Here is a 12893-nt window from a genome sequence, read left to right as displayed (position 1 = left end):
TAGCCCCCAGGTGCAGCTCGAAGTCGAATCGGCAAGTAGCAGCGTTCAATCCAGACGCGTGGCGATGTATCTCGCGTAGGTCGACGCCGACGCTCGAGCGTGGACTTCGAGGGTCTGCGGGCTATATCCGAGCGTTTCGGCAAGGATGGCGATTGGGGTGGTCTGGGTCAGCTCGTTGAGTGTGCCGAGGCGCGCCTCCAGGGAGGCGAACACGGGGCGCAGGTGATTTCGGAGATGCGGCGGAGTGAGGTGCATACCGGGCCGGTGACCGCGGAATATCCACGGAGACTTGGGATGTGCAGCGGTCCGCTTGTTGTAGTTACTGGCAGCGAGCGCCCTCGGTGGCTCATCGAGTGGCAGTGGCAGTTCGATCGGAGCATCAGCGAGCGTGACGGTGGCGGCTTCGGCGGTGATCGTCACGCGATCCCAGGTGAGCGCTGCGACGTCTTCCATTCGTTGGGCAAACACGATAACGAGGATGGCGGCGAGGCGATCTCGAGGATGGAGCGTCTGCTGATGTGCGACCTTCTCTATGACAGCGTTCTGCTCGGTGATTGGCATTCGCGGTCCGCGGCGATGGGGTGTCACTTCGAGATCGCCTGGGACCAACCTGCTCTTGATGGCCCACCGGATGAAGCGAGCGATGTGTTCGCGGGTGGTTGGCCGGGTTGATTGCCTGAGGTCGATGTGCGATTGCGTGAGTTGGTCAATGCCAGTGTTGTGCTCAGCGGTGAGCCAGTTGCAGAACTCGATTGTGACAGTGAGAGATTGCTTGGCCCGCAGGAACGCAGAGTCTGTAACCGGGGTCATCGATACAAGCCGCTTTTCCAAGCTCCACCGGAGGAAGCGGGAAATCACCTTTCGGTAGTCGGCCGTGGTGATGCGCTCAAGCGCCGTGGCTGCCCACGCCTGGAACCGAGCCAGTCGCTCGTCACGCGAAGGAGGTCTTCAGGCTTCCGGGGTCGTGCCATCACCATCGTCCTGCACGATGCGGGTACGCTTGGCCACCGGGTTGCCCGGTGTCACTCCCAGTTCGCGTGGCTGCGGGGCGTTAGCTGATGCTGCTGCTTGCATTTCGACGTAGGGTTCGAAGAGGTCGTTGGGTGTGCAGTCGAAGATGTCGCAGAGGGCGGCGAACGTTCGCGATGGAATTCGCTGTGGCTCACCGGTGACAAGTCGGTACACCTGCGCGTCGGATAGATTGATTCCGCGTGATCGCAGGAGTGGGCGCAGCTCAGTCGATTTCCAAAGGTTGTGCGCTGCCATGACGCGCCTGAGATCCCGGTGAAAGCCGATCCGACGTTGCTCAGCCATTGCTTTCACCCATCTGGAGGCGTCGAGTAATCATCTGCTGGATCACATTCTGTTTGAAATCCGACGAAACCGAGGTGTACAGCGAGGTTGTCGAGGCATACGAGTGCCCGAGCTGCCGCTGCACGAACAACGGGTCGTAACCGGCTTCCAGAAGGTGCGTAGTGTACGAGTGGCGCAACGCGTGCAAGCTCAGTTCCTGGGGCAGTCCGGCAAGCCGCCGGAACGACGTAAATGAACGTCCGAGGGCACCCCAAGGTGAGCCTGTGTCCGCGTTCGCTAGGCCAGAGAGCAGGGGAGCGGTCCGCGGTCGCAAATAGCTCCCGGCCCTCGGAGCACTACCACCCATGAAAATTCGGGCGACGTCAGAACCGTTCGCCGGCGTAGCCCCGATCCCATCGTGCCCTTGGCCCAGCGAACGGTCATCGCGCCGAAGTTGCTAAAGCGGGGAACGTGCGGGTTTGGTCCAAAGTCGGTCAGGTCGAGCATGACCAGTTCTCGTCGACGCAGTCCAAACGCGTAGCCGATCTTGAATGCCGTCAAGTCGCGCAGCGCCGTTAGCCAACGTTTGGATCCCTTACTGTGGGCGTCATCAACGAAGTCATCCACGACGTCGAACAGGTGCTGCAGTTCAGCCTTTGTAAATGCACGGCGTCCCGGTGGAACCGCGTCGTCCGTGGTGTGCTGCGGCGTGTTCCATTCAAAGACGACCTTCGACGGAACGTCACGGAATTGCTTCTCGCAGAAATCAACCCATCCATACCGACTGTCACTGACATAACTACAGAACATCGATACAGCGTTACTGTACGAGCGCAGCGTCGACAGAGCGATCGGTGTCGCCTGCGACCGTAGTTCAGCTAGGAATTGATCCACGTCGTTCGCTCGCCAGCGCCATGGGTACTCGTTGGTGAATTCGACGAATCGGGCGATCACACGGCACCGCGCTTTGATCGTGTCGATCTCAAGGCCACGAGCCAGCATCTGAGCTCGCCAGCCATCAAGCATTGCGTCGAAGACGGTCTCGTCTGCTCGCAGCAGCGAAACATCGTCGGCACGCAGAATCCGAGGGACGAAGCCCGGAATCTCCTCAGCGGCCATCGCCGACTCCACGTGACAGTCGGCTCGACGACGTGGATGCCGCCCGGGACGTTGACCGGGGAGTCGAACGGAGAATGCGCAAAGTCCCAGCGGGACATAGTAATTCGTCACTGTGACGTTTTGGCACGTTGTCGGCGGACGAGGGGCGGCCCGGCGCGGACTTGCCAGGTGGACTTGAGTGAACTGCCATCGAGATCTCGTCACCCAACAACGAAATCGTTCATTAAGTGATTGAAATCTACGCCGAGCTGGAGCAATGGCCAACAGGTGACACGGGGTGCCGTTGGATAGAACGGGAGGGTCAAGCGTGTCAGCTGCGCCGACGTTGTCATCGCGCAGAGGTGCGAGTCCTTGCACCTAGTGCAACTCGCATTGATTTAACGCCGATAACGTACATTATGTCAGGTTAAAGTCTCCGTTTTCATCAGATGAATCATTTCCGGCCCGATCGCCCCGATTGGCATGGGCGCCGTCATTCCGGGGATTCCAGGCGAAAGTCGTTGGCCCACTGAAGTTGTGGGTCAACGCGACGGGCCTGCTACGCCGGTAGTTGCGCGGGGTCGCCTCGACGCGCTGATAAAAGCCTCCTGGAAGCGATGGCTCTACCTGCACCGATGTGGTAATGATTCATTAGATGATTCAATGATGCATCAGATGAGACAGCCTGGAGGCCGGTTTGCCTGTCGATAAGAGCGGTCGCGTGTACCTCGTCGGCTCGGTCCCCCTGCTGCATCCCGAGGTCCAAACCGTCGACGAGATGCTGGATGGGTGGCGCAACCAGCAACTATGTCGAAACCTCGATCACGACACGATCGCCGGTCGGATCGCACTCGTCCGCCGCTTCATCGCCGACACCAACGAGTTCCCTTGGTCGTGGACGCCGGCCATCGTCGAGGAGTTTTTCGGTGACCTCCGCAGCATCAAGGCTGTCAAGCAGTCCACCGTGCGGGGCTACCAGAACGGGCTGCGGTTGTTCTGCTCCTATATTGCCGATCCTGACTATGGCTGGGACCGGGTGTGCGAACAGCGCTTTGGTACGCACCCCGCGCAGGTGTTCTTTGCCTGGAACACCGCAACGCACGTCCAGGACAATGAGCAGTCCCCCGAGAAGCGGCCGTTCACCAAGCAGGAGCTGCAGATTTTCTTCGACCACGCCGATGATCAGGTCACGCTGATCGCCAACTCGAACAGGAAGGGGTGGCTGCCGGCCTACCGGGATTCGGTGATGTTCAAGGTCGCCTACTCCTATGGGCTGCGCTTCAACGAGCTGCGCCACCTGCAGACTGTCGACTTCTCCCGCAATCCCCATGCCGCGGAGTTCGGCCGTTACGGCGCGGTCCTGGTCCGCTACGGCAAGGCCAAGAAGGGTTCGCCGCCCAAGCGTCGCACCGTGCTGACAGTCTTCGATTGGACGCCGGAGATCATCGCCGACTGGCTGGCTCACGGCCAGCCCTACATCGACGACAGCATCGATCTGTTCCCTAGTGAGCGGGGCTCACTGGTCGCCGAGAACACCCTGCTGCGCCGGTTTCGGCGCTACTGCAAAGATCTCGGCCTGGCCGAGGGCCTGGATCTGCATTCGTTTCGCCGCTCCTACATCACCCACCTCATCGAGGACGGCTGGGACGCCAAGTTCGTCCAGGACCAGGCCGGCCACGAATTCGCCAGCACCACATCGCTGTACACCAGTGTTGGCAGCGACTTTCGGACCCGCACCCTGCGCCGCGTGCTCGACCAGACCATCAAGGATGCGCTCTCGCTGGGAGAGGAAACCTCATGAAACGCGAAGTCGACTACAGCTGGCGACTGGCCGAGCTCATGGCCGCTCATGGCATGCACAACAGCACCGACCTGATCCCCCGGCTCGCCGAGCGTGGGATACAGCTGTCCCGGCCCCAGGTGTACCGCGTCGTTCATCAACGGCCCGAACGTGTCTCACTGCAGCTGATGGCGGCGTTGTGCGACATCCTGGGCTGCGGCGTCGAAGACCTGGTCACTGTAACCGCCACCGACGTCCGCCGCCGCAAGACCGCCTCGGGCACGACCCCGCCCGCGCCGAACGTCGTCGAACTCAACAAATCGGTCCGACCACGGCGCGCCCGAGTCATCACCGATGACCATTGACCCAAAGCCCCGCTCGACACGACGTGGAAGGCCACCGGTCACTGATGGTGACCAAGAGTGCAGCAGGTGCCACCGCATGGCCAACAAACTGCGGGTGTATTGGCCCGGTGATCAGCTCTGCCACAGCTGCTTCTACGCCGCGATGCGCACGCATGGCATCTGCCCGCTCTGCGGCCACGATGGCGTCCTACCAGGACGCGCGAACCACACCGACCCACGGCCGGTCTGCCTGACCTGCTCCGGCATCCCCGGCAACTTCACCTGCCGGACCTGCAAACAGGAAGGCGAGATCTACCGCAACGGCGTTTGCGCCCGATGCGCACTGCGCGATGACCTCTGCCGGATCCTGTTGCACCACCCGGCAGACTCTGCCGCGATGGAGACCCTCATCGAAGTACTGTGCGGCGTGGACCGGCCCGAGAGCATCCTGACCTGGAAACGCAGCCAGAAGGTCCTGGAAATGCTCGGCGGGATCACCTCCGGCGCAATACCACTCACCCACGACGGCCTCACTGCAGCGGGCCGCGGCAAACACATCGGCCACCTACGATCGATCCTGGAGCACCATGGACTGCTCCCACCACGAGACGAACACCTGGCACGCTTCGAAGAATGGTTGAGCGCCAAACTGGGCGCCGTCGCTTCACCGGCAGTCCGCGCACCGATTGAGCAGTTCGCCACCTGGCACCACCTACGTCGGTTACGCAGTGAGTCCCAGCCCGGCCAATCATCCGACGGACCGAAGCGATCCGCGAAACAAGAGATCACCGAGACCATCAAATTCCTCACCTGGCTCGAGAACACCCATGGCCGCACCGCCGTGGACTGCACACAGCACGACGTCGACGAATATCTCGCATCGGGACCCACCACCCGCCACTTGATCAGAACATTCTTCGTCTGGGCCAAGAGCAGCAGGATCAATACCGGAGTGCAGATCGGATTCCGGCAGGCCAGAACAACCCCGACAATCACCCAAGAACAGCGACTGGCCTGGCTCAAGGAACTGCTCACCGGCAACGCCGAAAGCCTTCCCTATCGCGTGGCCGGCGTCCTCGTGCTGCTCTACGCACAACCACTCACCAAAATCGCTGCCCTGCAGAGCACCGTTATCTCCCAAGCCGACGGGCAAACGCTCATCGCGCTGGGCAAACAGCCCATCCCGGTGCCCGAACCGTTCGCCTCACAGCTCAACTACCACCTTCGCCATCGACCCAATCTGCGCACCACCGGCGGAGCCGTCGGCACCCCCTGGATGTTCCCCAGCAGCAGACCGGGCTGGCACCTGGACCCACAAACGATCATGCACCGGCTTCGATGGGTGGGCATCAACACGCTGGGCTCACGCAACACCGCGTTGAAGGAACTCGTCGCCCAGGTCCCCGCTCCCCTGGTCGCCGAGATGCTCGGATACAGCGACCAAGTCACCCAAAAACATGCTGCGGACGCCGGCAACACCTGGGCCGCCTACGCATCCACCGCACCCGAACGGAGCAGCGTGATTCCTCCGCGACAGCAGCCGCAGCCTGTTCCTCACTTTGCGCACGCTGACAACGGTGACCAACTGACCTTAGACCTCACCGATGACGACATCGACGATGGTGCTCCCCCAGCCAGTCCCGTTCAGGCTCTCCTCGATGCCCTTGATGGCGCAGCGGACACCGTCACGCAAGCACGGGCCGCTGTCACCGCAGCCGAAGAGGAACTCGCACAGGCTGTGCTACACGCCTATCGCTCCGGGTTCACTTGGACGAGAATTGCTGCGAGACTGGGTATCTCGCCGCAGGCTGCACACCAACGGTGGGCGGCACGGGCCCGCAACCCGGCCGAGCACGACAGGCCGGGCAACGCTCACGACACGCAGGATCCGTAACGAACTTGGCCCTCACGCAGGACCGCGGTGATCGCACTACATGTGGCCGCTCGGCGGGATCATCTACTGGCAGCAATTCGGGTCGAGCACCACACACAGTGCTTGCAGGGCTTCGGGTTTCACCCGGTGAAAGACGTTCATGCCACGCCGATCGGAGATCACCAGGCCAGCCTTGCGGAGCTGCCCGAGGTGATGGCTGACCGTGGATTCGGCCAGGTCGAGTACCGCGGCCAGCTCCCCGCTAGTCTCCTCCCCAGGGCGCGAACTGAACAGCAGCGACATGATCTTCACGCGCATCGGATCAGCCAGGGCCTTCAGGCGCATCGCCACCTCCAGGGCGTCGGCGTCGCTGAGCGGTCCGGCGGCCACCGGGGCGCAGCACACCGGGGCGGACATGTCGATCACGGGCAGCGCTTTGGGCATGACATCCATCCTGCCACAATTCTTGACATATATCGAAAAGGTGGCATGCTGAGCACTGACGCGTCAGTTCGATATATGTCTCATCAGTGGTTGGAGGCCCATCATGTCCCGTGTTCAGTTAGCGCTCAACGTCGATGATCTCGACGAGGCGATCACGTTCTACACCAAACTCTTTGGCGTTTCCCCCGCCAAGGTCAAGCCCGGTTACGCCAACTTCGCGGTCACCGAGCCGCCGCTGAAGCTGGTGCTGCTCGAAAACCCAGGCAAGGGCGGCACCATCAACCACCTCGGGGTCGAGGTCGAATCCAGCGAGACGGTGCACGCCGAGATCGCCCGCCTGACCGGCGAAGGGCTGTTCACCGATGAGGAGATCGGCACGACCTGTTGTTTTGCCACCCAGGACAAGGTCTGGGTGACCGGCCCGGCCGGAGAGAAATGGGAGGTCTACACGGTGCTGGCCGACTCCGAGACATTCGGCACCAGTCCCCAGCTTCTCGCCGAGGGTGAGGCTGCCGAGGGTGGAGTCTGCTGCGGCGGAACTGCCGCCGCCGACGCGGAGCCCCAAGCGGCGAAGACGTCGGCCTGCTGCTGAGCGGGATCCGCGCCACGACACCAGGGGCCCACCATCACACGATGGTGGGCCCCTGGTCATTGGTGGCCTGGCTTGACGGCTAGTTCGATAAGTATCAATATTGATGTATGTCGAAATCATCTGATCCGGTCGACGACGCGTGCTGCCCACCCGGAGCACTACTGGGGGAACCCCTCTCGGCCGCAGAGGCCGCAGATATGGCAGTCAAACTCAAGGCCCTGGCCGATCCGGTTCGGCTGCAGTTGTTCTCGGCGATCGCCAGCCACGCCGGCGGCGAGGCCTGCGTCTGCGACATCTCGGCCGGGGTGGAGGTCTCCCAACCCACCGTGAGTCATCACCTCAAGGTGCTGCGCGACGCCGGCCTGCTCACCTCGCAGCGTCGGGCCTCGTGGGTGTATTACGCGGTGGTGCCCGACGCACTGGCCAGCCTGGCCGTGCTACTCGGCGCGACGTTGGCGGGGGTGCCGGCATGACCGACACCAGCACTGCGCCGCCGGTCGTCGGCAAGCTCTCCACCCTGGATCGGTTCCTGCCGGTCTGGATCGGCGCCGCCATGGTCGCCGGCCTGCTGCTGGGCCGCTGGATCCCCGGCTTGAACACCGCGCTGGAAAGCGTTCAGCTGGACGGTATTTCACTGCCCATCGCCCTGGGCCTGCTGATCATGATGTATCCCGTGCTGGCCAAAGTCCGCTACGACCGCCTCGACACCGTCACCGGAGACCGCAAACTTCTGCTCTCCTCGCTGGTGTTGAACTGGGTGCTCGGCCCGGCGTTGATGTTCGCGCTGGCCTGGATGCTGCTGCCCGACCTGCCCGAATACCGCACCGGACTGATCATCGTCGGGCTGGCCCGCTGCATCGCCATGGTCATCATCTGGAACGACCTGGCCTGCGGAGACCGCGAAGCCGCCGCAGTCCTGGTGGCACTCAACTCGATCTTCCAGGTCATCATGTTCGCGGTGTTGGGCTGGTTCTATCTGTCAGTGCTGCCTGGCTGGCTCGGCCTGGAACAGACCACCATTTCGACTTCACCGTGGCAGATCGCCAAATCCGTGCTCATCTTCCTCGGCATCCCACTGCTGGCCGGCTACCTCTCTCGCCGGATCGGAGAAAAGACGAAAGGCCGCGACTGGTACGAGGCCAAGTTCCTACCCCGGATCGGGCCCTGGGCGCTCTACGGGCTGCTGTTCACCATCGTGATTCTCTTTGCCCTGCAAGGCGATCAGATCACCAACCGACCCCTGGATGTGGTCCGCATCGCCCTGCCCCTGCTCGCCTACTTCGCGATCATGTGGGGCGGTGGCTACCTGCTCGGCACCATCTTGGATCTCGGCTACGAGCGCACCACCACCCTGGCGTTCACCGCCGCCGGCAACAACTTCGAACTTGCGATCGCCGTGGCGATCGCCACCTACGGCGCCACCTCCGGCCAAGCCCTGGCCGGCGTCGTGGGCCCGCTGATCGAAGTCCCGGTCCTGGTCGCCCTGGTCTATGTCTCGCTGGCGCTACGCAAACGATTCCACCACCACACCCCCCAACACCTGCCCACCGGCTCGACGACGAGAACGGAACCCACACCATGACTGACAGCCCCGTCACTCACCAACTGCGCGACGACCTCTCGATCGACCAACAGCTCGCCTTGAAGACCGCGGCGACCCGGCTGCACGGCGAGTTCGATGGCACATTCGGCACCGAGACCATCGAACGGTTCCTCTGCTCGTCCTACGACCAATTCGCCGGTCGCGCCACCATTCCCAACTTCCTGCCGCTGCTGGCCGAACGGTTCGCCCGCCAACGCCTGCACGCCCTGGCACGGGTCGAAGGCAAGATCAGCGACGGCAAGCCCACCGTGCTGTTCCTCTGCACACACAACGCCGGCCGCTCGCAGATGGCGCTCGGTTACTTCACCCATTACGCCGGCGACAACGCGATCGCCTGGTCGGGGGGTTCTGAACCCGGAAACGAGATCAACCCGGCCGCGATCGCTGCCATGGCCGAGGTCGGTATCGACATCACCAGTGAATACCCCAAACCCTGGACCGACGAAATCGTGGCTGCCGCCGACGTTGTCATCACCATGGGCTGCGGGGACGCCTGCCCGATCTTCCCCGGAAAACGCTACGAGAATTGGGAACTGCCCGACCCGGCCGGCCAAGGCCTCGACGCTGTGCGCCCAATCCGCGACCAAATCGACCAACGCATCCACCAACTGTTGGCCCAGCTGAACGTCGCAGTCACCCCGTGACCATCGCACCGCACGAGCATCCGTCGCGATGATCCGCAGTCAACATCAGGTGGCGCCAATGACCGCCGACCATGCCGATGCCGTCCTGGCGATCTACCAAGCCGGGATCAACACCGCAAACGCCACCTTCGACCTCAATGCTCCGGACTGGGCAACCTTCGACACCGAACACCTCCCGGATCACCGCTTCGTCGCCACCGACTCCGACGGACACGTCATGGGATGGGCTGCCGCTGCACCTGTCTCATCACGGTGCGTGCATGCCGGGGTGATAGAGCTCAGTGTGTATGTCGCCGAGCACGCTCGCGGCCAAGGTATCGGGACACTGCTGCTGCAGTCTCTGATCTCCTCCAGCGAGAACGCCGGAATCTGGACCCTGCAAAGCCAGGTGTTTCCCGAGAACACCGCCACTCTCGCCCTTCACCACCGGGCCGGATTCCGCGTCGTCGGCGTGCGCGAGCGCCACGGCCGACACCACGGCCACTGGCGTGACGTCATCCTCCTCGAGCGGCGCAGCCCGCACATCATCTGACCGCCCACAACGAAGGAGAACACCCGGTGACCAACTCACCCCCAACCGTCCTGTTCGTCTGCGTCAGCAACGCCGGAAAATCAGTGATGGCAGCAGGACTCATGCACCACATCGCAGGAACAGCCATTCACGTCGCCTCGGCGGGCACCCACGCCAAGACCGCCGTCAACGACCTCTCAGCGCAGGCATTGGCCGAAGTTGGCGTCGACATCAGCGGCCACCAGCCCGTCCAACTCACCGATCAGATGCTCGACGATGCGGACCTGGTGGTCATCGTCGGCACCCAAGCCGAACTCGGCAACCACCCTGGCACCACCATCCAGCGATGGGACACCGACGAACCCTCACTCCGCGGCATCGACGGAATCGAACGCATGCGAATTATCCGCGACGACATCAACACCCGCGTCCAGAACCTCGCCGCCAGTCTCAGCGACTAGCCATCCAGACAGAGCCGCAGTGACAACTCGCCTCCCGGTGTTTCGCGGGAAGGTGCTCGACTCAGGTGGTGGGGCTTGCGGGGTAGGCGTGGACCAGTGCGCTCGATAGTTTCGGAATGGCGTGGGTGAGGGCGTGTTCGGCGTCGTGGGCGATCTGATGGGCGTTGGTGAGGCTGGTGGACGGGTCGATGTCCAGTTCGGCGTCGGCGTGGATGCGGTGTCCGATCCAGCGCATTTTGACGCTGCGCACAGCGGTGACACCGGGTTCGGCGGCCAGCGTGGTCTCTGCGGCGGCGACGAGTGCGGGGTCGATGGCATCCAGTAGGCGTCGGAACACGTCGCGTGCGGCAGTGCGCAGTACCGCCAAGATCGCCACGGTGATGAGCACGCCGATGATGGGGTCGGCCAGCGGGAAGCCTAGGGCGACGCCGCCGGCGCCGAGCAGCACGGCCAGGGAGGTGAAGCCATCGGTACGGGCGTGCAGCCCGTCGGCGATCAGGGCGGCCGACCCGATTTGGCGTCCGACGCGGATGCGGTAGACCGCGACGAGTTCGTTGCCGATGAAGCCGACCAGCCCGGCCACGGCGACCCATCCGAGGTGTTGGATCGGAACCGGGTTGATCAGCCGGCGAACGGATTCGATGCCGGCGATGATGGCCGAGAGAGTGATCATCGCGACCACGAAGAGTCCGGCCAGGTCTTCGGCGCGGCCGTAGCCGTAGGTGTAGCGGCGGGTGGCGGCCTTGGTGCCCAGCGCGAAAGCGATCCACAGCGGGATGGCGGTCAGGGCGTCGGAGAAGTTGTGGATGGTGTCGGCCAGCAAGGCTACCGACCCGGAGATCACGACGATTACCAGCTGCGCGATGGAGGTCGCTGCGAGCGCGAGGAGGCTAATCTTGACTGCGCGGATGCCCGCGGCACTGGATTCCAGGGCCCCGTCGATGCTGTCGGAGGCGTCATGGCTGTGCGGGGCGAAGATCTCCTTGATCGCTGCGCGCAGGCCTTTGGGGTGATCGTGGCCGTGATCTAAGCCGTGGTCGTGACCGGCGTGTTCACCGTGGTCATGTCCGACAGCCGCGGCGGGTCGGGCCTTGTGCATCATGTGCGGCGTCCCTTCGATCGGATCGGCGTGGGGTCGACGGTGGCGGGATGCAGGGTGGCCAGGTCGGCGGCGTCGCGGTGATGGCCCGGCACATCTGGTCCGGCGTGTTCGGCGTTGAACACCGCGTCGGTGACAAGTTGACCGATGTGGTCGTTGTCGAGGCTGTAGAAGATCGTGGTGCCCTCGCGGCGGGTCCGCACCAGCCGCGCCATCCGCAGCTTCGCCAAATGCTGAGATACCGACGGCGCTGGTTTGCCGATATGGGTCGCCAGGTCGTTGACCGACATCTCGCGGCTCACCAGCGCCCACAGCACCTGAACTCGAGTGGCATCGGCCAACATCCGGAACACCTCGACCACCAGATCGACCTGGTCGTCGGGCAGCCGACGACTACAAGCCCCTTTATCTGCATTCATGCGCAGATAATAGTAGGAGTATGGAGCGAGTGTAAAACGTTGATCAGGTGGTGGCCCGGGCCACGCGGGCGTGGGCCAGGCGCGATCACTGCGCCCCGTCATTCAAGCGTCGCTGATTCAGGCTGATCACCCGGCGGTCACTCATCGCGACGGCTCCATCCAGATTGTCTGCAAAGCAGCGTGTTTCGGCGATGCGGCGGGCCTCCACGGCGACCCCTCGACCACCCACGCCATGAAATCATTTGCCCGCTTCAACCGATCGGCGTCGCGAGTGTTCCAGGGGTTTGAGGCCGAATCCGATTCATCGAGATAGCCGGTTTGCGCGCGATAACGCCGCAGTGGCGTTGGAGGACGAGCCGAGTTTGGCTAGTTCGACGGTTGGCCATGTCAGCGTTAATGGGCCCCGGCCGACACGACGGGGGCAGCTTGATGCCCCGCTTACCCCATCGACCCCTAGACCAACACTCAGCAAACTAGTTTCCGGGTAGGCGCCCAAAGGAGCGGCAGCCATCCAATACGACAAGCTGCTTAGGAAGCCTTATCGCCGACGGCCGCTTTCAGCACGACGAATACGGCGGAATCGAATATGGAGGGTTACCAGTCATCCGTTATTGTCTTGTGTCCCAATGTCTTTCAATCGCCGATAATTTTGTCCGGTCTCATCTGATCTGGCAGATTTCTCATCTGATCGTGCAGGGTATGGCTTTGTCGTTGAATCTCATTGAGTCTGGC

Annotated in this window: 12 protein-coding genes and 3 pseudogenes; 9 read left to right on the top strand and 6 right to left on the bottom strand. The window is 62.9% G+C overall.

The annotated features are described in order from the left end of the window. Positions 1-45 precede the first annotated feature (45 nt). From ACKY0X_RS11315 to ACKY0X_RS11305, 3 genes and pseudogenes are all read right to left on the bottom strand, one after another. Complete coding sequence (locus ACKY0X_RS11315) at positions 46-810, bottom strand: hypothetical protein (protein ID WP_409429454.1); 765 nt, start codon at positions 808-810, stop codon at positions 46-48. Between the two features lie 138 nt (positions 811-948). After that, complete coding sequence (locus tag ACKY0X_RS11310; protein WP_409429453.1) at positions 949-1314, bottom strand: helix-turn-helix domain-containing protein; 366 nt, start codon at positions 1312-1314, stop codon at positions 949-951. Further along, positions 1307-2412, bottom strand: a pseudogene (locus tag ACKY0X_RS11305) (tyrosine-type recombinase/integrase). Before ACKY0X_RS11305 ends, ACKY0X_RS11310 begins: the two are co-directional and overlap by 8 nt. A gap of 676 nt (positions 2413-3088) precedes the next feature. Between ACKY0X_RS11305 and ACKY0X_RS11300 the strand changes: the two are divergent. From ACKY0X_RS11300 to ACKY0X_RS11290, 3 genes and pseudogenes are all read left to right on the top strand, one after another. After that, positions 3089-4192, top strand: coding sequence for a tyrosine-type recombinase/integrase (locus tag ACKY0X_RS11300; protein WP_033725362.1), 1104 nt, complete (start codon positions 3089-3091; stop codon positions 4190-4192). Next, complete coding sequence (locus ACKY0X_RS11295; RefSeq protein WP_033725363.1) at positions 4189-4536, top strand: helix-turn-helix transcriptional regulator; 348 nt, start codon at positions 4189-4191, stop codon at positions 4534-4536. Before ACKY0X_RS11300 ends, ACKY0X_RS11295 begins: the two co-directional genes overlap by 4 nt. A 76-nt stretch (positions 4537-4612) precedes the next feature. Then, a pseudogene (locus ACKY0X_RS11290) lies at positions 4613-6013 on the top strand (hypothetical protein); the annotation flags it as partial. Positions 6014-6472: 459 nt separating this feature from the next. Here ACKY0X_RS11290 and ACKY0X_RS11285 read toward each other — a convergent pair. Further along, entirely contained in the window at positions 6473-6832 is a 360-nt protein-coding gene (locus tag ACKY0X_RS11285; RefSeq protein WP_033725383.1) for an Rv2640c family ArsR-like transcriptional regulator, read from the bottom strand. 103 nt (positions 6833-6935) lie between these two features. On the opposite strand from ACKY0X_RS11285, the gene ACKY0X_RS11280 reads away from it, so the two are divergent. The 6 genes and pseudogenes from ACKY0X_RS11280 (at position 6936) to ACKY0X_RS11255 (ending at position 10643) form a co-directional block, all read left to right on the top strand. After that, positions 6936-7424, top strand: coding sequence for an ArsI/CadI family heavy metal resistance metalloenzyme (locus tag ACKY0X_RS11280; RefSeq protein WP_409429452.1), 489 nt, complete (start codon positions 6936-6938; stop codon positions 7422-7424). 107 nt (positions 7425-7531) lie between these two features. After that, positions 7532-7897: an ArsR/SmtB family transcription factor gene (locus ACKY0X_RS11275; RefSeq protein WP_033725365.1), complete on the top strand. Its 366-nt coding sequence runs from the start codon at positions 7532-7534 to the stop codon at positions 7895-7897. Further along, positions 7894-8940: pseudogene (gene arsB / locus ACKY0X_RS11270) on the top strand (ACR3 family arsenite efflux transporter); the annotation flags it as partial. The gene ACKY0X_RS11275 and the pseudogene arsB, both read left to right, overlap by 4 nt. A 62-nt stretch (positions 8941-9002) precedes the next feature. Next, positions 9003-9671 (top strand): arsenate reductase ArsC, encoded by a 669-nt coding sequence (locus tag ACKY0X_RS11265; protein ID WP_033725367.1) that lies wholly within the window; start codon positions 9003-9005, stop codon positions 9669-9671. 58 nt (positions 9672-9729) lie between these two features. Beyond that, positions 9730-10203, top strand: a complete 474-nt coding sequence (locus ACKY0X_RS11260; protein ID WP_088304394.1) for a GNAT family N-acetyltransferase — start codon at positions 9730-9732, stop codon at positions 10201-10203. Between the two features lie 86 nt (positions 10204-10289). After that, positions 10290-10643 (top strand): low molecular weight phosphatase family protein, encoded by a 354-nt coding sequence (locus ACKY0X_RS11255; RefSeq protein WP_044524883.1) that lies wholly within the window; start codon positions 10290-10292, stop codon positions 10641-10643. A gap of 61 nt (positions 10644-10704) precedes the next feature. Here ACKY0X_RS11255 and ACKY0X_RS11250 read toward each other — a convergent pair whose 3' ends face one another. Further along, on the bottom strand, positions 10705-11745 hold the full coding sequence (locus ACKY0X_RS11250) for a cation diffusion facilitator family transporter (protein WP_033725373.1): 1041 nt from the start codon (positions 11743-11745) through the stop codon (positions 10705-10707). After that, positions 11742-12161 (bottom strand): metalloregulator ArsR/SmtB family transcription factor, encoded by a 420-nt coding sequence (locus ACKY0X_RS11245; protein ID WP_033725375.1) that lies wholly within the window; start codon positions 12159-12161, stop codon positions 11742-11744. The genes ACKY0X_RS11250 and ACKY0X_RS11245 overlap by 4 nt, the downstream gene beginning before the upstream one ends. Between the last annotated feature and the right edge of the window lie 732 nt (positions 12162-12893).

The organism is Mycobacterium sp. SMC-11, from assembly GCF_046250095.1.
In the GTDB taxonomy this organism is placed as follows: domain Bacteria; phylum Actinomycetota; class Actinomycetes; order Mycobacteriales; family Mycobacteriaceae; genus Mycobacterium; species Mycobacterium heraklionense_A.
This window is presented reverse-complemented; position numbering and strand designations above follow the sequence as displayed.